Annotated in this window: 16 protein-coding genes; 15 read left to right on the forward strand and 1 reads right to left on the reverse strand. The window is 57.9% G+C overall.

What is annotated here, in order from left to right:
- Nucleotides 1-7 precede the first annotated feature (7 nt).
- The 5 genes from ACMGG9_RS04840 to sucD all read left to right on the forward strand — a co-directional run bounded on the left by ACMGG9_RS04840 (nt 8) and on the right by sucD (nt 7,247).
- Nucleotides 8-724 (forward strand): succinate dehydrogenase iron-sulfur subunit, encoded by a 717-nt coding sequence (locus ACMGG9_RS04840; RefSeq protein ID WP_015376975.1) that lies wholly within the window; start codon nt 8-10, stop codon nt 722-724.
- Between the two features lie 275 nt (nt 725-999).
- Nucleotides 1,000-3,807, forward strand: coding sequence for a 2-oxoglutarate dehydrogenase E1 component (gene sucA / locus ACMGG9_RS04845; protein WP_033644215.1), 2,808 nt, complete (start codon nt 1,000-1,002; stop codon nt 3,805-3,807).
- A gap of 64 nt (nt 3,808-3,871) precedes the next feature.
- Nucleotides 3,872-5,086 carry a 2-oxoglutarate dehydrogenase complex dihydrolipoyllysine-residue succinyltransferase gene (gene odhB, locus ACMGG9_RS04850; protein WP_033642197.1) on the forward strand — a complete coding sequence of 405 codons (1,215 nt, stop codon included), beginning with the start codon at nt 3,872-3,874 and terminating at the stop codon, nt 5,084-5,086.
- A gap of 122 nt (nt 5,087-5,208) precedes the next feature.
- On the forward strand, nt 5,209-6,375 hold the full coding sequence (gene sucC / locus ACMGG9_RS04855) for an ADP-forming succinate--CoA ligase subunit beta (protein WP_015376978.1): 1,167 nt from the start codon (nt 5,209-5,211) through the stop codon (nt 6,373-6,375).
- Nucleotides 6,375-7,247, forward strand: coding sequence for a succinate--CoA ligase subunit alpha (gene sucD, locus ACMGG9_RS04860; protein ID WP_004939878.1), 873 nt, complete (start codon nt 6,375-6,377; stop codon nt 7,245-7,247). The genes sucC and sucD overlap by 1 nt, the downstream gene beginning before the upstream one ends.
- Before the next feature lie 72 nt (nt 7,248-7,319).
- On the opposite strand, the gene ACMGG9_RS04865 is transcribed toward sucD, so the two are convergent.
- Nucleotides 7,320-9,218, reverse strand: a complete 1,899-nt coding sequence (locus ACMGG9_RS04865) for a bifunctional metallophosphatase/5'-nucleotidase (RefSeq protein WP_108680286.1) — start codon at nt 9,216-9,218, stop codon at nt 7,320-7,322.
- Nucleotides 9,219-9,902: 684 nt separating this feature from the next.
- On the opposite strand from ACMGG9_RS04865, the gene cydA reads away from it, so the two are divergent.
- The 10 genes from cydA to pal all read left to right on the forward strand — a co-directional run bounded on the left by cydA (nt 9,903) and on the right by pal (nt 17,999).
- Nucleotides 9,903-11,471 carry a cytochrome ubiquinol oxidase subunit I gene (gene cydA / locus ACMGG9_RS04870; RefSeq protein WP_004939873.1) on the forward strand — a complete coding sequence of 523 codons (1,569 nt, stop codon included), beginning with the start codon at nt 9,903-9,905 and terminating at the stop codon, nt 11,469-11,471.
- A 14-nt stretch (nt 11,472-11,485) separates the two neighbouring features.
- The gene (gene cydB / locus ACMGG9_RS04875) at nt 11,486-12,625 is read left to right on the forward strand and encodes a cytochrome d ubiquinol oxidase subunit II (RefSeq protein WP_015376980.1); all 1,140 of its coding nucleotides are present in this window, start codon (nt 11,486-11,488) and stop codon (nt 12,623-12,625) included.
- Nucleotides 12,626-12,642: 17 nt separating this feature from the next.
- Nucleotides 12,643-12,756: a cytochrome bd-I oxidase subunit CydX gene (gene cydX, locus ACMGG9_RS04880; protein ID WP_004939868.1), complete on the forward strand. Its 114-nt coding sequence runs from the start codon at nt 12,643-12,645 to the stop codon at nt 12,754-12,756.
- A complete protein-coding gene (gene ybgE, locus ACMGG9_RS04885) occupies nt 12,756-13,052 on the forward strand; it encodes a cyd operon protein YbgE (RefSeq protein WP_004939866.1) in 297 nt (98 codons plus the stop codon). The genes cydX and ybgE overlap by 1 nt, the downstream gene beginning before the upstream one ends.
- Nucleotides 13,053-13,182: 130 nt before the next feature.
- Entirely contained in the window at nt 13,183-13,587 is a 405-nt protein-coding gene (gene ybgC / locus ACMGG9_RS04890) for a tol-pal system-associated acyl-CoA thioesterase (RefSeq protein WP_004939863.1), read from the forward strand.
- Nucleotides 13,584-14,267, forward strand: a complete 684-nt coding sequence (gene tolQ, locus ACMGG9_RS04895) for a Tol-Pal system protein TolQ (RefSeq protein WP_004939862.1) — start codon at nt 13,584-13,586, stop codon at nt 14,265-14,267. Before ybgC ends, tolQ begins: the two co-directional genes overlap by 4 nt.
- 12 nt (nt 14,268-14,279) lie before the next feature.
- Nucleotides 14,280-14,708 carry a colicin uptake protein TolR gene (gene tolR, locus ACMGG9_RS04900; protein WP_004939859.1) on the forward strand — a complete coding sequence of 143 codons (429 nt, stop codon included), beginning with the start codon at nt 14,280-14,282 and terminating at the stop codon, nt 14,706-14,708.
- A gap of 81 nt (nt 14,709-14,789) precedes the next feature.
- The gene (tolA, locus tag ACMGG9_RS04905) at nt 14,790-16,013 is read left to right on the forward strand and encodes a cell envelope integrity protein TolA (protein WP_108680287.1); all 1,224 of its coding nucleotides are present in this window, start codon (nt 14,790-14,792) and stop codon (nt 16,011-16,013) included.
- Nucleotides 16,014-16,146: 133 nt separating this feature from the next.
- Entirely contained in the window at nt 16,147-17,439 is a 1,293-nt protein-coding gene (tolB, locus tag ACMGG9_RS04910; protein WP_004939856.1) for a Tol-Pal system beta propeller repeat protein TolB, read from the forward strand.
- Nucleotides 17,440-17,483: 44 nt separating this feature from the next.
- Nucleotides 17,484-17,999 (forward strand): peptidoglycan-associated lipoprotein Pal, encoded by a 516-nt coding sequence (gene pal / locus ACMGG9_RS04915; RefSeq protein ID WP_004939853.1) that lies wholly within the window; start codon nt 17,484-17,486, stop codon nt 17,997-17,999.
- Nucleotides 18,000-18,003: the final 4 nt, after the last annotated feature.

Genomic DNA, 18,003 nt, shown 5'->3' on the forward strand with positions numbered 1-18,003 from the left:
TCGACAGATGAAACTCGAATTTTCCATTTATCGCTACAATCCGGATGTCGACGACGCGCCGCACATGCAGGACTACACCCTGGAAGCGGAAGAAGGCCGTGACATGATGCTGCTGGATGCGTTGATCCAGCTGAAAGAAAAAGATCCGACTCTGTCGTTCCGTCGCTCATGCCGCGAAGGCGTGTGCGGTTCCGACGGCCTGAACATGAACGGTAAAAACGGCCTGGCGTGCATCACTCCGGTTTCGTCGCTGCGCAAAGGCAACGGCAAGATCGTGATCCGTCCGCTGCCGGGGCTGCCGGTGGTGCGCGATCTGGTGGTGGATATGGGGCAGTTCTACACCCAGTATGAAAAGATCAAGCCATACCTGCTGAACGACGGCAAGAATCCGCCGGCGCGTGAGCACCTGCAGTCGCCGGAACAGCGCGCCAAGCTGGACGGTCTGTACGAGTGCATCCTGTGCGCCTGCTGCTCGACTTCGTGCCCATCGTTCTGGTGGAACCCGGACAAGTTCATCGGGCCTGCCGGTCTGTTGGCGGCGTATCGCTTCCTGATCGACAGCCGTGACACGGAAACGCAAGAACGTTTAGATGATCTGGACGATGCTTTTAGTGTTTTCCGCTGCCATAGCATTATGAATTGTGTCAGTGTATGTCCTAAAGGCTTGAACCCGACGCGTGCGATCGGGCATATCAAGTCCATGCTGCTGCAACGCGGCGCATAAACGGAATGAGATGCTGCGCCGGGCTCTTTTCCGGCGCACATCCCATAGGGGAGGGAACCTCTAAAAACTGACCCGCGGCTGCGGCGCTATGCAGCCTGGTTCTTCCGCCGGTTTTTAGAGGTTCCTTGTAAGGGACCGCAAGGTCCATAACAGAACGTATCGGGCCGTCATGGCCGCAAGTACGTCGAGTGAACCGTTTTACGGCAAACCGTATTCATCACGGTAATTATGTTAACCACGGCGAAAACTAAAGCTTCAAAGCTTAAGGGATCATGATGCAGAACGGCGCAATGAAGGCCTGGCTGGATTCCTCCTATCTGGCGGGCGCGAACCAGTCTTACATAGAGCAGCTCTATGAAGATTTCTTAACCGATCCGGGTTCCGTTGAAGATAGCTGGCGTTCCATTTTTCAACAGCTACCAACCGCGGGTGTCAAACCCGATCAGCTCCACTCTCAAACGCGCGACTACTTCCGCCGCCTGGCGAAAGACTCCGCGCGCTACAACACCACCATCACCGATCCGGCAACCGACGCCAAACAGGTCAAGGTACTGCAGCTGATCAACGCCTTCCGCTTCCGCGGACATCAGCATGCCAACCTCGATCCGCTCGGCCTGTGGCAGCGTGAGCAAGTTCCTGACCTTGAGCCCGCTTACCACAACCTGACCGAAGCCGATTTCCAGGAAACCTTCAACGTGGGCTCTTTCGCCATCGGCAAAGAAACCATGAAGCTGGGCGATCTGTACGCCGCGCTGAAGCAGACCTACTGCGGTTCGATCGGCGCTGAATACATGCACATCACCAACACCGAAGAGAAACGCTGGATCCAGCAGCGCATCGAGTCGGTAGTGGGGCGCGCCAGCTTTACCGCCGACGAAAAACGCCGTTTCCTGAACGAGCTGACCGCTGCGGAAGGCCTGGAACGCTACCTGGGCGCCAAATTCCCGGGCGCCAAACGCTTCTCGCTGGAAGGCGGCGACGCGCTGGTGCCGATGCTGAAAGAGATGGTGCGCCACGCCGGCAAGAACGGCACGCGTGAAGTGGTGTTGGGCATGGCCCACCGCGGCCGTCTGAACGTGCTGATCAACGTGCTGGGCAAAAAGCCGGCCGACCTGTTCGACGAATTCGCCGGCAAGCATAAAGAACACCTCGGCACCGGTGACGTGAAATATCACCAGGGCTTCTCCTCCGATGTGGAAACCGAAGGCGGCATGGTTCACCTGGCGCTGGCGTTCAACCCGTCGCACCTGGAGATCGTCAGCCCGGTGGTCATGGGGTCGGTTCGCGCCCGTCGCGATCGTCTGGACGAAGCGCGCAGCAACATGGTGCTGCCGATCACCATCCACGGCGACGCCGCCATTACCGGCCAGGGCGTGGTTCAGGAAACCCTGAACATGTCTCAGGCTCGCGGCTACGAAGTGGGCGGCACCGTGCGCATCGTCATCAACAACCAGGTTGGCTTCACCACCTCCAACCCGCTGGATGCGCGCTCTACCGAATATTGCACCGATATCGCCAAAATGGTTCAGGCGCCGATCTTCCACGTTAACGCGGACGATCCGGAAGCCGTGGCCTTCGTCACTCGCCTGGCGTTGGATTTCCGTAACACCTTTAAGCGTGACGTGATGATCGATCTGGTCTGCTACCGTCGCCATGGGCACAACGAGGCCGATGAGCCGAGCGCCACCCAGCCGGTGATGTATCAGAAGATCAAGAAACACCCTACGCCGCGCAAAATCTACGCTGACATTCTGACCGAACAGAAAGTGGCCAGCCTGGAAGATGCCACGGAAATGGTCAACCTGTATCGTGATGCGCTCGACCGCGGCGATTGTGTGGTTGAAGAATGGCGTCCGATGAATCTGCACTCCTTCACCTGGTCGCCGTACCTGAACCACGAGTGGGACGAAGAGTACCCGAGCAAGGTTGAGATGAAGCGTCTGCAGGAACTGGGCCGCCGCATCAGCACCGTGCCGGAAGCGATCGAAATGCAGTCACGCGTGGCGAAAATCTACGCTGACCGCGCCGAGATGGCGGCGGGCAACAAGCCGTTCGACTGGGGCGCCGCCGAAACGCTGGCCTACGCCACCATGGCGGATGAAGGCATTCCAATCCGCATCTCCGGCGAAGACGCCGGCCGCGGCACCTTCTTCCACCGTCACGCGGTGGTGCACAACCAGAAAAACGGTTCGGTCTATGTTCCGCTGGCGAATATCCACAGCGGCCAGGGCGAATTCAAGGTCTGGGACTCCGTGCTGTCTGAAGAGGCGGTGCTGGCGTTCGAATACGGCTACGCCACGGCGGAACCGCGCACGCTGACCATCTGGGAAGCGCAGTTCGGCGACTTCGCCAACGGCGCGCAGGTTGTTATCGACCAGTTCATCAGCTCCGGCGAGCAAAAATGGGGCCGTATGTGCGGCCTGGTGATGCTGCTGCCGCACGGCTATGAAGGCCAGGGCCCAGAGCACTCCTCCGCGCGTCTGGAACGTTATCTGCAGCTGTGCGCTGAGCAGAACATGCAGGTGTGCGTCCCGTCCACGCCGGCGCAGGTTTACCACATGCTGCGTCGTCAGGCGCTGCGCGGTATGCGTCGTCCGCTGGTGGTGATGTCGCCGAAGTCGCTGCTGCGTCACCCGCTGGCGGTCTCTTCGCTGGACGAGCTGGCCAATGGCACCTTCCTGCCGGCGATCGGCGAGATCGACGATTTGGATCCGAAAGCGGTCAAGCGCGTCGTGCTGTGCTCCGGTAAGGTTTACTACGACCTGCTGGAACAGCGTCGCAAGAACGAGCAGAAAGACGTGGCCATCGTGCGCATCGAGCAGCTGTATCCGTTCCCGCATCAGGCCGTGCAGGCCGTGCTGGAGCAATACTCGCACGTGCATGACTTCGTCTGGTGTCAGGAAGAGCCGCTGAACCAGGGCGCCTGGTACTGCAGCCAACACAACTTCCGTGAAGTGGTGCCGTTCGGGGCTTCTTTACGTTACGCAGGACGTCCGGCCTCCGCCTCTCCGGCGGTGGGTTATATGTCCGTACACCAGAAGCAGCAGCAGGCTCTGGTGAATGATGCGCTGAATATTGACTAATGTTCGCTCGCTTGCCGGCCGAGGGGCCGGCAAGCAGATGATAAAAAACTTAAGGGAAAGCTAAATGAGTAGCGTAGATATTCTGGTTCCTGACCTTCCTGAATCGGTTGCCGATGCGACCGTAGCCACCTGGCACAAGAAACCGGGCGACAGCGTTCAGCGTGACGAAGTCCTGGTTGAAATCGAAACCGACAAAGTGGTGTTGGAAGTGCCGGCCAGTGAAGCGGGTATTCTCGATGCTATCGTGGAAGAAGAGGGCGCGACCGTACTGTCTCGCCAGCTGCTCGGCCGCATCCGTCCGGGCGACAGCTCCGGCAAGCCGACCGCTGAGAAGAGCCAGGAGAAAGAAGCCACGCCTGCACAGCGCGCGACCGCGAGCCTGGAAGAAGAAAGCAATGACGCGCTCAGCCCGGCGATTCGCCGCCTGATTGCTGAACACGATCTCGATGCCGGCGCCATCAAAGGCACCGGCGTGGGTGGCCGCATTACGCGTGAAGACGTGGAAGCGCACCTGGCCAAAGGCGGCGCCGCTGCCAAACCAGCCGCCGCTGAAGCCGCGCCGCAGCCTGCTCTGGCCGGCCGCAGCGAAAAACGCGTGCCGATGACCCGCCTGCGCAAACGCGTCGCCGAGCGTCTGCTGGAAGCGAAAAACAGCACCGCGATGTTGACCACCTTCAACGAAATCAACATGCAGCCGATCATGGATCTGCGCAAGCAGTACGGCGAAGCCTTCGAGAAACGCCACGGCGTGCGTCTGGGCTTCATGTCCTTCTACATCAAGGCGGTGGTTGAAGCGCTGAAGCGTTTCCCGGAAGTGAACGCGTCGATCGACGGTTCCGACGTGGTTTACCACAACTACTTCGACATCAGCATCGCGGTTTCTACTCCGCGCGGCCTGGTGACGCCGGTACTGCGCGATGTGGACGCCATGAGCATGGCTGACATCGAGAAGAAAATCAAAGAGCTGGCCGTTAAGGGCCGCGACGGCAAACTGACCGTGGAAGAGCTGACCGGCGGTAACTTCACCATTACCAACGGCGGCGTATTCGGCTCCCTGATGTCCACCCCGATCATCAACCCGCCGCAGAGCGCCATCCTGGGCATGCACGCCATCAAAGATCGCCCAATGGCGGTCAATGGTCAGGTGGTGATCCAGCCGATGATGTATCTGGCGCTGTCTTATGACCACCGCCTGATCGACGGTAAAGAATCCGTCGGTTATCTGGTGACGGTCAAAGAGATGCTGGAAGATCCGGCTCGTCTGCTGCTGGACGTCTAGTAACCCTTGCCGGGCGCGGCATGCCGCGCCCGCACTCTGTGCTATGTGGCCGGAAAACCATGCGGTTTACCGCGTAATAATGGTCCGGCTAAAAACCTTCAGAACTGAATGGATAGAACATCATGAATTTACACGAATATCAGGCAAAACAGCTGTTTGCTCGGTATGGCATGCCGGCACCAACCGGTTACGCCTGTACCACTCCGCGTGAAGCAGAAGAAGCCGCATCCAAAATCGGCTCCGGCCCGTGGGTGGTGAAATGTCAGGTTCATGCTGGCGGCCGCGGTAAAGCGGGCGGCGTTAAAGTCGTCAACAGCAAAGAAGATATCCGTGCCTTCGCGGAAGCCTGGTTGGGCAAACGTCTGGTGACTTACCAGACTGACGCGCTGGGCCAGCCGGTTAACCAGATCCTGGTAGAAGCGGCGACCGACATCGATAAAGAGCTGTACCTGGGCGCCGTTGTAGACCGCGCGACCCGTCGCATCGTATTCATGGCGTCTACCGAAGGCGGCGTGGAAATCGAGAAAGTGGCGGAAGAAACCCCGGAACTGATCCACAAAATGACCATCGATCCGCTGGCGGGTCCACAGCCTTATCAGGGCCGTGAGCTGGCCTTCAAACTGGGCCTGACCGGCAAGCAAGTCAGCCAGTTCGCCAAGATCTTCATGGGTCTGGCGACGCTGTTCCTGGAGCGCGACCTGGCGATGGTTGAGATCAACCCGCTGGTGATCACCAAGCAGGGCGATCTGGTGTGCCTGGACGGCAAACTGGGCGCCGACGGCAACGCCCTGTTCCGTCAGCCTGAACTGCGTGAAATGCGTGACCCTTCGCAGGAAGACGAGCGTGAATCCCGTGCGGCTCAGTGGGAGCTGAACTACGTTGCCCTCGACGGCAACATCGGCTGCATGGTGAACGGCGCCGGTCTGGCGATGGGCACCATGGACATCGTTAAACTGCACGGCGGCGAACCGGCCAACTTCCTGGACGTTGGCGGCGGCGCGACCAAAGAGCGCGTGACCGAAGCGTTCAAAATCATCCTGTCCGACGACAAGGTGAAAGCGGTTCTGGTTAACATCTTCGGTGGTATCGTACGTTGCGATCTGATCGCTGACGGCATCATCGGCGCAGTGGCTGAAGTGGGCGTTAACGTCCCGGTCGTGGTGCGCCTGGAAGGGAACAACGCCGAACTGGGCGCCAAGAAACTGGCGGACAGCGGCCTGAATATCATTGCTGCGACCAGCCTGACTGATGCGGCTCAGCAAGTTGTTGCAGCAGTGGAGGGTAAATAATGTCCATCTTAATCGATAAAAACACCAAAGTAATTTGCCAGGGCTTCACCGGTAGCCAGGGGACTTTCCACTCCGAACAAGCTATCGCTTACGGCACCAAAATGGTTGGCGGCGTCACCCCGGGCAAAGGCGGCACTCAGCACCTGGGTCTGCCGGTGTTCAACACCGTGCGCGAAGCGGTTGAAGCGACCGGCGCGACGGCCTCTGTCATCTACGTTCCAGCGCCGTTCTGCAAAGACTCCATTCTGGAAGCGATCGATGCCGGCATCAAATTGATCATCACCATCACCGAAGGCATCCCGACTCTGGACATGCTGACCGTGAAAGTGAAACTGGACGAAGCCGGCGTGCGCATGATCGGGCCGAACTGCCCAGGCGTGATCACCCCGGGCGAGTGCAAAATCGGCATCATGCCTGGCCACATCCACCTGCCGGGCAAAGTGGGCATCGTTTCCCGCTCCGGCACCCTGACCTATGAAGCGGTGAAACAAACCACCGATGCCGGTCTGGGCCAGTCCACCTGCGTGGGCATCGGCGGCGACCCGATCCCGGGCTCCAACTTCATCGATATCCTGAAGATGTTCCAGCAGGATCCGCAGACCGAAGCGATCGTGATGATCGGTGAGATCGGCGGCAGCGCTGAAGAAGAAGCGGCAGCTTACATCAAAGAACACGTCACCAAACCGGTCGTGGGTTACATCGCCGGCGTGACTGCGCCGAAAGGCAAGCGTATGGGCCACGCGGGCGCCATCATCGCAGGCGGCAAGGGCACGGCGGACGAGAAGTTTGCTGCGCTGGAAGCGGCGGGCGTGAAAACCGTTCGCAGCCTGGCGGACATCGGCGACGCGGTAAAAGCGGTGCTGAAGCGCTAAGCATTGAGTACGAAATAACACTATCTCGACATGTTTGGCCACCCATTGGGTGGCCTTTTTTATGGGTGAAGATCAGAAATCGTTGAGCGCCTTGATCAGCGCGATCCGATCTTGCAGGCGGCGCTGCCGCACCGGATCCGCGGCGGTTTGCCGCTGTTGCTCCAGCGAGGTGAGGGCGGTGCGGTAATCGTCGGCATTGTTGAACAGCGCGTCTTTGACGTTGATCGAGGCGACGTTGGTGTAGCGCCCGTCGTCGGTGGTCGGCACCTGGATAACGCCTTCATTGAGCAGCCGTTTGACGATCGCCCGCTGCGGTTCGTATCCTTCCATGCCGGCCAGCTTCCAGCGCTGCGGCGGCACGCTCTGATACTGGCCGTGTTTCACTTCCGTCAGGTAGCGCAGAGTCAGGTTGCGAATGGTGCCTTCTTCTTCACCGTATTGCGCTTTGCTGTCGAACAGCACCGGGAAGGATTGCCCCTCCAGCGCGCCGCCCTTCTGCGTCAGGTGGCCCATACGGTAACTGTTCATGCCCAGGCGGATCGGCATGTCGTCGGTGACCGGCGTGCCGTCTGCCAGGCGCAGACTGACGATGCGTGAACCGGCCGGTTGACGCAGATCGATGGTGTAAGTGACGCCGTCGAAGAAATCGTTGGTGGAGTATTTGGACGAGCGCCGCGCCGGGTTAAAGCTGTAGGTGACGTCGCCCGGCTGCAACTGATTGAAATAATCGGCAGACCACTCCATGTAGCGTTTAAGCGCTTTGCCGTTGAGCTGATAAACGGTGATCTCGCCGCCGGCGTATTGGTAGTTAAAGGCGATATCCTTGGCCTTAATGTCGCCGACATCCAGTTTGGCGCGATCGTTGTCGATCTGCAGGGCGATCACCTGCGCCAGCGGTGCATAGTGACGGGCGGCCTGCTGGAATAACTCACTGATGCCGGTATCCTGAACGTGTACCTGAGGAATGCCGCGGAACTCGTCGGCAGGCACCAGATCGCTGCCGCTCAGCTTCGCCACGACTCGGTTGGCGTTGGCGCGCAAAATGTCATGATACGGCTGGTAGAGAGCCTGCATGGCGCTGTCCGGCGCCAGCCCCTTGATGGAATAGGTGTAGCTGTTTTTGTCGATCAGCGTGAATTTGCCATCGCGGCGTTCAAATTGCAGGTCAATGCGTGACAGCGCGCGACCGTACTTATCCGGCTCCGTGATGATGACGCCGTTCACCACCGCTTTGTCGATCTTCACATGCATGTGGCCGGCGACGATCGCCGCCAGCTCCGGGTTGGCGTTGGCGATGTCCGCCACGCCGGTGCCGGGGCGCTGGTTCTCGTTGTCGATGCCCATATGCGCGACCAGCACGATCGCGTCGACCTGGCCGTCGATCTGCCTGATGACCTGTTTCACCGCCTGTACCGGATCGGTGAAGTTCAGCCCTTTGATGCGATCGGTGCCCTTGGCGAATTCCGCAGTCATCGGCGTGTCCATGCCGATAATGCCGATCTTCACGCCCTGGCGTTCGAGGATGGTATAGGCCGGCAGATAAGGTTTGCCGCTGTCCCAGACGATGTTGCCCGCCAGCGCCGCGCCTTTAAACTGTTTGAGCGGCGTGGCCAGCGCCGGCAGACCGAAGTCAAATTCGTGGTTGCCCATCACCCAAACGTCGTAGTCAAGCGCGTTGAGGCCCAGCATCATCGGGCTGACGGCCTCCTGTTTGAAGGTTTCGACGAAGTTGCCCTGGATGGTGTCGCCGGCGTCCACCAGAATCAGGTTGGGCTGTTCGGCGCGCACCTTTTTGACCTGGGTGGCTATCTGGCTCAGGCTGCCCGCCAGGTTTTCCGTGTCGCTGGCGTAGTCCCAGGGCACGAAAGTGCCGTGCAGATCGGAGGTGCCCAACAGGGTGATATTTACCGTTTCGGCGGCCATGGCGTTTCCCGAGAGTCCCAAGACAGAGGCAAAGATGATTTTTTTCATAAGTTATTGTCACTCAATGCAATTTTAACATAAGTGGTCATTTTGCTACAAAATCGCAACCTTTACGATCCCATTGCGAGAAATAGACTAATATTGGAGAGAGATTTGTTGTTTTGTGACTGCTATCACTGTCACGGCTTATTGGAAATAAAAGGTTAATTATGTCGCATAATAAGTGCGTAATAATACAATGGCGGCTCTTTTGAATTACATTTATTTAACACAAAAATATCATTAAAAAACAATTAAACCATTGCGCAACATGACCCTAAGAAAATTATGCGAAATGTGCTGATGAATATGGAAATAATATGCGGATAGGCTTAAATTGTCTCAGATCAAATTAGGCCGAAGTACCTCTTTCGGCTAAGATTTGACCTGTAACCAAAAGTCCAACCCACGTCACGTAAAAACCTATTTATTGTGTGGGATTGGGCGAGTATCATCCATGTTGTGATTATGGATGGTTGATCTTGTTGCATTTGTTACCCGTTGTCGGTTTTCAGTGGCGTGCTTGTCGACGGCCCGTGCGGGCTATTGGCCGAGTGTGCGGTTGAAAGCGGAGAAGCTGGATCAAATTTGTTGTGTTTAAGGGCATTCACTGCGGGGCGTTACTGGCGGCTTTGAAAGAAGCGTGCCGATAACCGCGTGTCGGAGTCTTCCTGCGAGGAGCAAGGAGTCAAGATGTTTGATATTGTCGAACTGTCGCGCTTACAGTTTGCTTTAACGGCGATGTACCATTTCTTATTTGTCCCATTAACGCTCGGTATGGCGTTCTTGCTGGCAATTATGGAAACGGTATATGTCCTGTCTGGCAAACAAATCTATAAAGACATGACCAAATTCTGGGGAAAGTTATTTGCGATTAACTTTGCTCTGGGTGTGGCCACCGGTTTGACCATGGAGTTCCAGTTCGGGACTAACTGGTCATATTTCTCTCATTACGTCGGCGATATCTTCGGGGCCCCACTGGCTATCGAAGGTCTGATGGCGTTCTTCCTTGAATCGACGCTGGTCGGCCTGTTCTTCTTCGGCTGGGATCGTCTGAGCAAGGTGCAGCACATGGCGGTAACCTGGTTCGTGGCCCTCGGCTCCAACCTGTCCGCGCTGTGGATCCTGGTCGCCAACGGCTGGATGCAGAACCCGATCGCGTCGGATTTCAACTTCGAAACCATGCGCATGGAGATGGTCAGCTTCTCCGAGTTGGTGCTTAACCCGGTTGCGCAGGTGAAATTCGTTCACACCGTGGCTGCAGGCTACACCACCGGCGCCATGTTCGTGCTGGGCATCAGCGCTTACTACCTGCTGAAGGGCCGCGACATCGCTTTCGCCAAACGCTCCTTCGCCATCGCCGCCAGCTTCGGCATGGCTGCGGTGCTGTCGGTGATCGTGCTGGGTGACGAATCCGGTTACGAAATGGGTGACGTACAGAAAACCAAACTGGCCGCCATCGAAGCGGAGTGGGATACCCAGCCGGCGCCGGCGTCCTTCACCCTGTTCGGCATTCCCGATCAGGACAAGATGGAAAACTCCTTCTCTATTCAGATCCCGTATGCGCTTGGCCTGATCGCCACGCGTTCCACCGACACTCAGGTCACCGGCCTGAAAGATCTGCTGGCGCAACATGAAGTGCGCATCCGCAACGGCATGAAAGCCTACCAGCTGCTGGAAGAGCTGCGCGGCGGCAATACCGATCCTGCGGTGCGTGCGGAATTCAACAAAACCAAGCAAGACCTGGGCTACGGCATGCTGCTGAAGCGTTATACCCCGAACGTCAGCGACGCGACGGAAGCGCAGATCCAGCAGGCGACCAAGGACTCCATTCCACGCGTGGCGCCGCTGTACTTCGCCTTCCGCATCATGGTGGCCTGTGGCGTGCTGATGCTGCTGATTATCGGTCTGTCCTTCCTGAGCGTGGTGCGCGGCCGCATCGGCCAGAAAAAATGGCTGTTGCGTGCGGCGCTGTATGGCTTGCCGCTGCCGTGGATCGCGGTGGAAGCCGGCTGGTTCGTGGCGGAATACGGCCGTCAACCGTGGGCGATTGGTGAGGTGCTGCCGACCGCAGTCGCCAACTCTTCGCTGACCGCGGGCGACATTCTGTTCTCGATGGGGCTGATTTGCGGCTTGTACACCCTGTTCCTGGTGGCTGAAATGTACCTGATGTTCAAGTTTGCGCGTCTGGGTCCAAGCAGCCTGAAAACCGGCCGCTACCACTTTGAACAACCGACTGCCGCCGTGCAGGAAGCGCGCTAAACAGGAGTCCACGTATGTTTGACTATGAAGTACTGCGATTTATCTGGTGGGTGCTGGTTGGCGTACTGCTGATCGGCTTCGCCGTCACCGACGGTTTCGACATGGGCGTCGGCATCCTGGTGCGCATCATCGGTAAAACCGATACCGAGCGCCGGGTGATGATCAACTCCATCGCCCCTCACTGGGACGGTAACCAGGTGTGGCTGATCACCGCCGGCGGCGCGCTGTTCGCCGCCTGGCCGATGGTCTACGCAGCGGCCTTCTCGGGCTTCTACGTCGCCATGATCCTGGTGCTGGCGGCGTTGTTCTTCCGCCCGGTCGGTTTTGACTACCGTTCCAAGCTGGAGAGCAGCCGCTGGCGCAACATGTGGGACTGGGGCATCTTCATCGGTTCCTTCGTGCCTGCGTTGGTGTTCGGCGTGGCGTTCGGCAACCTGCTGCAGGGCGTGCCGTTCCATGTGGACGAGTACCTGCGTCTGTTTTACACCGGCAACTTCTTCCAGCTGCTGAATCCGTTCGGTCTGTTGGCGGGCGTGGTCAGTCTGACCATGCTGGTCACTCAGGGCGCGACCTACCTGCAGATGCGCACCACCGGCGAGATCCACCTGCGGTCACGCGCCGCAGCGCAGATCGCGACGCTGATCATGGCGGTATGCTTCCTGCTGGCGGGGGTGTGGCTGGTTAAAGGCATCGACGGCTACGTGATCACTTCGGCGCTGGACACCATGGCGGAATCCAACCCGCTGCGTAAAGAAGTGGCGCATCAGGCCGGCGCATGGCTGATCAACTTCAACAAGTATCCGCTGCTGTGGGCCTTGCCTGCACTGGGCGTAGTGCTGCCGTTGTTCACCATCCTGTTCTCGCGTCTGGAGAAAGGCGCGCTGGCGTTCGTCACCTCGTCGCTGACCATCGCCTGCGTCATCCTCACCGCCGGGGTCACCATGTTCCCGTTCGTGATGCCGTCCAGCACCGTGCCTAACGTCAGCCTGACCATGTGGGACGCGACGTCGAGCCTGTTGACGCTGAAAGTGATGACCGTCGTGGCGGCGATCTTCGTGCCTATCGTTTTGGCGTACACCAGCTGGTCGTACTACAAAATGTTCGGTCGTCTCGACAAGAACTACATCGAAAACAACAAGCATTCGCTGTACTAAGGATAAGGAGCTAAACCATGTGGTATTTTGCCTGGATTCTCGGAACGCTTCTTGCCTGCGCCTTCGGCATCATCACGGCGCTGGCGCTTGAGCAGAGCGAAGCGACCAAAGCTCAGCAAGACGGTAAGTAATGAGCTCGTCCGTGATTGACAAGCTGTACGCTGTCACCGACAAGGGCCCGGTTCGGGCCCTTTCCCTGGTGCTGGCGTTGATTTTGGCGGGGTGCGTGTTCTGGGATCCGACGCGTTTCGCCGCCAAAACCAGCTCGCTGGAGATTTGGGAAGGGCTGTTGCTGATTTGGGCCGTATGCGCCGGAGTGATCCACGGCTTCGGATTCCGCCCGCAGCGCAGCGTCTGGCGCGCTTTTTTCGCGCCGCTTCCTGCAATTGTGATCTTGTGCGCAGGATTACTTTACGTTTCTTTATAATCTCCCCGATGTCCCCACGTTATGGGCCCTCACGGCCCATAATTATTTTCATTCCCATCTTGTAACCCATTCCCAACCCGATCCGTCTTGCGTATAGTAGCAGCGTTAAATTGCATTGCTGGGAAGTAGAGTGAGTAATACGTTGTTTCGATGGCCGGTTCGCGTTTACTACGAGGATACCGATGCCAGTGGTGTGGTCTATCACGCCCGCTACGTCGCCTTTTTTGAAAGAGCGCGCACAGAGATGCTGCGTCAGCACAACTTTCATCAACAGCAGCTGCTCAGTGAACAAGTCGCTTTTGTCGTCCGGCGCATGACGGTGGATTATCTGGCTCCGGCTCGTCTCGACGAGCAACTGGAGGTCCAGAGTGAAATCACCTCTCTGCGCGGGGCTTCTCTCACGTTTGCTCAACGCATTGTCAATTCTGACGGGGCCCTACTGAGCCAGGCAGATGTCCTGATTGCCTGTATTGATCCACACCAAATGAAGCCAAGAGCGCTTCCTAAGTCTATTGTCGCGGAGTTTAAGCAGTGACTGACATGAACATCCTAGATTTATTCTTGAAGGCGAGCCTGCTGGTTAAGCTTATCATGTTGATTTTGATATGCTTCTCAGTAGCCTCTTGGGCGATCATCATTCAGCGCACCCGCATCCTCAATGCGGCGACGCGTGACGCCGAAGCCTTTGAAGACAAATTCTGGTCCGGTATCGAGCTTTCCCGTCTGTACCAGGAAAGTCAGGCGCGTCGCGATAGCCTGACCGGTTCCGAGCAGATCTTCCATTCCGGCTTCAAAGAGTTCGCCCGCCTGCACCGCGCCAACAACCATGCGCCGGAGTCGGTGATCGAAGGGGCGTCGCGTGCGATGCGCATTTCGATGAACCGCGAGCTGGAAACGCTGGAAACCCATATTCCGTTCCTCGGCACCGTCGGTTCGATCAGTCCGTACATCGGTCTGTTCGGCACCGTGTGGGGGATCATGCACGCCTTTATCGCGCTGGGCGCGGTGAAGCAAGCCACGCTGCAGATGGTGGCGCCGGGTATCGCCGAAGCGCTGATCGCCACCGCGATCGGTCTGTTCGCCGCCATCCCGGCGGTAATGGCCTATAACCGTCTCAACCAGCGCGTCAACAAGCTTGAGCAGAATTACGACAACTTTATGGAAGAGTTCACCGCTATTCTGCATCGTCAGGCCTTCTCCAGCGACAGCAAATAAGTAGGAGGTAGCATGGCGAGAGTACGTGGACGTAGTCGGCGCGAGCTGAAGTCCGAAATTAACATCGTTCCGCTGCTCGACGTGTTGCTGGTGCTGCTGCTGATCTTTATGGCAACCGCGCCAATCATCACGCAGAGCGTGGAGGTTGACCTGCCGGACGCCACCGATTCCAAAACGGTGTCCAGCGATGACAATCCGCCGGTGATCCTCGAGGTTTCCGGCGTAGGTCAATACACCCTGGTGGTGGATCACAACCGTATGGAGCTGCTGCCGCCTGAACAAGTCGCGGCCGAAGCCAAGTCGCGTTTGGCGGCTAACCCGAAAACGGTCTTTTTGATCGGCGGTGCGAAGGAAGTCCCTTACGATGAGATTATCAAGGCATTGAATATTCTCCATCAGGCGGGCGTAGCTTCCGTGGGGCTGATGACCCAGCCGATCTGACCGTAAGGCGAACGGCAACCCGGTTCCTGCGCTGCGGCCCAGGAACCCCGTATAAGCAACACCAGTTTTTGGGAATCTATTTTGGTAAAGGCAACTGAGCAAAACGATAAGCTGAACCGCGCCGTTATTGTTTCGGTCGTTCTGCACTTCATACTGATTGCCCTGCTGATTTGGGGATCGCTGCAGGAAAAGGTCGACATGAGCGCCGGCGGCGGCGGCGATGGTTCTGTAGTGGGCGCGGTAATGGTCGATCCCGGTGCGGTGGTGGAGCAGTACAACCGCCAGCAGCAGCAGAGCAACGATGCGCAGCGTGCCGAGAAGCAGCGCCAGAAAAAAGCGGAGCAGCAGGCCGAAGAGCTTCAGCAGAAGCAGGCGGAGCAACAGCAGCGCCTGAAAGAGCTGGAGAAAGAGCGTTTGGCGGCGCAGGAGAAAGCCGCGCAGAACGCCAAGGCGCAGGCGGAGCAACAGCAGAAGGCGGCGGAGCAGCAGAAGCAGGCCGCCGAGCAGCAAAAAGCGGCGGAAGCCGCCGCAGCGAAAGCCAAAGAGCAACAGAAGGTCGCCGAAGCCGCCGCCGCCAAGGCGAAGGCCGAAGCGGACAAGGTCGCCAAGGCGCAGGCGGACGCGCAGAAGAAAGCCGAAGCGGAAGCCAAGAAAGAAGCGGCCGCTGCCGCCGCCGCCAAGAAACAGGCGGAAGAGGCGAAGAAAGCCGCCGCCGCTGCCGCAGAGCAAAAAGCTGCAGAGGCCGCGGAGAAGAAAGCGGCTGCTGAAGCCGAGAAAAAAGCCGCAGCGGAAGCCGAGAAGAAGGCTGCCGCCGAGGCAGAGAAGAAAGCGGCCGCCGCTGAGAAAGCTGCGGCAGCCAAGAAAGCGGCTGCAGAGAAGAAAAAAGCCGCCGCCGAGGCTGCGAAACAATCGGAGGAAGTTAGCGATCTGTTTGGCGGCCTGGCGGACGGCAAGAACGCGCCGAAAGGTGGCGGCAAGCAGAAGGGTGATGGTAAACCGGCTGGCCAGGGCAATGCCAAGACGGCTGGCGCCAGCGGGGCGGAAATCAATGGTTATCTTGGCCAGATTACCGCTGCGATTCAAAGCAAGTTCTACGATGCGGATCTGTACAAAGGCCGTAAATGTGACCTGCGAATCAAGCTGGCGCCGGACGGTTTTCTGGTAGACGTAAAATCTGAAGGGGGCGATCCGGCCCTGTGTCAGGCGGCGATAGCCGCGGCGAAACAGGCGAAGATCCCTAAACCGCCAAGCCAGGCGGTGTATGAGGTGTTTAAGAATGCTCCCCTTACGTTCAAGCCGCAATAATGGTTGTTTGAGCTGAGTAATATCACAGGGATGTACTAAGGTAACCAACAGGGATTATGTAGTTTTACGTGAGTTGGTTTGTTAAAATTCTGCTAATTTATCGCAGGCATCCCGCCTGGATAAGGGAGATGAGATGAAGCAGGCATTTCGAGTAGCGCTAGGTTTTTTAATTCTGTGGGCGTCCGTGTTGCACGCGGAAGTTCGCATTGAAATCACCCAAGGGGTCGACTCCGCTCGTCCGATTGGCGTGGTGCCGTTTAAATGGGCGGGCCCAGGCACGCCGCCGGAAGATATCGGCAAGATTGTCGGCGCGGATCTGCGCAACAGCGGCAAATTCAACCCTATCGACGTGGCGCGCATGCCGCAGCAACCGACCTCCGCGTCTGAAGTGACGCCGGCGGCCTGGACTGCATTGGGCATCGACGCCGTAGTGGTCGGTCAGGTTCAACCTGGCGCCGACGGCAGCTACCTGATCTCCTACCAGTTGGTGGATACTTCGGGTTCGCCGGGCACCGTATTGGCGCAGAACCAGTATAAAGTGACCAAACAGTGGTTGCGTTATTCCGCCCATACCGCCAGCGACGAAGTGTTCGAGAAGCTGACCGGCATCAAGGGCGCGTTCCGCACCCGTATCGCCTACGTGGTGCAGACCAACGGCGGGAAATTCCCGTACGAGCTGCGCGTAGCGGATTACGACGGTTACAACCAGTTCACGGTGCACCGTTCGCCTGAGCCGCTGATGTCGCCGGCCTGGTCGCCGGACGGCAGCAAACTGGCTTACGTGACCTTCGAGAGCGGCCGTTCCGCGCTGGTGGTGCAAACCCTGGCTAACGGCGCCATCCGCCAGATCGCTTCGTTCCCGCGCCACAACGGTGCGCCGGCGTTCTCGCCGGACGGCAGCAAGCTGGCCTTCGCGCTGTCCAAGAGCGGCAGCCTGAACCTGTACGTGATGAACCTCGGCTCCGGCCAGATCACGCAACTGACCGATGGCCGCAACAACAACACCGAACCGACCTGGTTCCCGGATGGCCAGTCTCTGGCGTTTACCTCCGACCAGGGCGGGCGTCCGCAGATTTATAAAATCAGCGCCAGCGGCGGTGCCGCACAGCGTCTGACGTGGGAAGGCTCTCAGAACCAGGATTCTGAAGTCAGCTCCGATGGTAAATTCCTGGTGATGGTCAGCACCAACAGTGGTGCACAACACATCGCCAAACAAGATCTTGGATCAGGCGCCGTTCAGGTTTTGACCGGCACCTTCCTGGATGAAACGCCTAGTATTGCGCCAAACGGCACCATGGTGATCTATAGCTCCACGCAAGGTATGGGCTCCGTGCTGCAGTTGGTGTCAACTGATGGGCGTTTCAAAGCGCGTCTTCCGGCAACTGATGGACAGGTCAAATTCCCTGCCTGGTCGCCGTATCTGTGATGCATGTGTAAATATGTATGGCAAACTATAAAAGGATCAAAGAAATGCAACTGAACAAAGTGCTGAAAGGGCTTCTGCTGGCACTGCCAGTTCTGGCTGTAGCAGCTTGTAGTTCTAACAAAAGCGCGAACAACGACCAATCTGGTATGGGCGCTGGCGCCGGCACTGGTATGGAAAACGGCAGCAGCAACCTGTCTTCCGAAGAACAAGCTCGTCTGCAGATGCAAGAACTGCAGAAGAACAACATCGTTTACTTCGGCCTGGACAAGTATGACGTAAGCTCCGAATTCGCTCAGATGCTGGACGCGCACGCTGCATTCCTGCGTAACAACCCGTCTTACAAAGTGACCGTTGAAGGCCACGCTGACGAACGCGGCACGCCGGAATACAACATCGCTCTGGGTGAGCGTCGTGCTAACGCCGTTAAAATGTACCTGCAGGGTAAAGGCGTTTCCGCTGACCAGATCTCTATCGTTTCTTACGGTAAAGAAAAACCAGCAGTACTGGGCCACGACGAAGCGGCTTATGCTAAAAACCGTCGTGCCGTTCTGGTTTACTAAGAGA

The sequence above is a fragment of the Serratia sp. BNK-10 genome, assembly GCF_047456065.1.
Taxonomy (GTDB): domain Bacteria; phylum Pseudomonadota; class Gammaproteobacteria; order Enterobacterales; family Enterobacteriaceae; genus Serratia; species Serratia ureilytica.

Excerpts from the sequence above, each read along its gene's own strand:
- ACMGG9_RS04865 (WP_108680286.1), bottom strand. The coding sequence starts at position 9,218 with ATGAAAAAAATCATCTTTGCCTCTGTCTTGGGACTCTCGGGAAACGCC.
- ACMGG9_RS04840 (WP_015376975.1), top strand. The coding sequence starts at position 8 with ATGAAACTCGAATTTTCCATTTATCGCTACAATCCGGATGTCGACGAC.
- cydB (WP_015376980.1), top strand. The coding sequence starts at position 11,486 with ATGTTTGACTATGAAGTACTGCGATTTATCTGGTGGGTGCTGGTTGGC.
- tolB (WP_004939856.1), top strand. The coding sequence starts at position 16,147 with ATGAAGCAGGCATTTCGAGTAGCGCTAGGTTTTTTAATTCTGTGGGCG.
- sucD (WP_004939878.1), top strand. The coding sequence starts at position 6,375 with ATGTCCATCTTAATCGATAAAAACACCAAAGTAATTTGCCAGGGCTTC.
- ybgE (WP_004939866.1), top strand. The coding sequence starts at position 12,756 with ATGAGCTCGTCCGTGATTGACAAGCTGTACGCTGTCACCGACAAGGGC.
- cydX (WP_004939868.1), top strand. The coding sequence starts at position 12,643 with ATGTGGTATTTTGCCTGGATTCTCGGAACGCTTCTTGCCTGCGCCTTC.
- odhB (WP_033642197.1), top strand. The coding sequence starts at position 3,872 with ATGAGTAGCGTAGATATTCTGGTTCCTGACCTTCCTGAATCGGTTGCC.
- sucC (WP_015376978.1), top strand. The coding sequence starts at position 5,209 with ATGAATTTACACGAATATCAGGCAAAACAGCTGTTTGCTCGGTATGGC.
- cydA (WP_004939873.1), top strand. The coding sequence starts at position 9,903 with ATGTTTGATATTGTCGAACTGTCGCGCTTACAGTTTGCTTTAACGGCG.
- tolR (WP_004939859.1), top strand. The coding sequence starts at position 14,280 with ATGGCGAGAGTACGTGGACGTAGTCGGCGCGAGCTGAAGTCCGAAATT.
- sucA (WP_033644215.1), top strand. The coding sequence starts at position 1,000 with ATGCAGAACGGCGCAATGAAGGCCTGGCTGGATTCCTCCTATCTGGCG.
- pal (WP_004939853.1), top strand. The coding sequence starts at position 17,484 with ATGCAACTGAACAAAGTGCTGAAAGGGCTTCTGCTGGCACTGCCAGTT.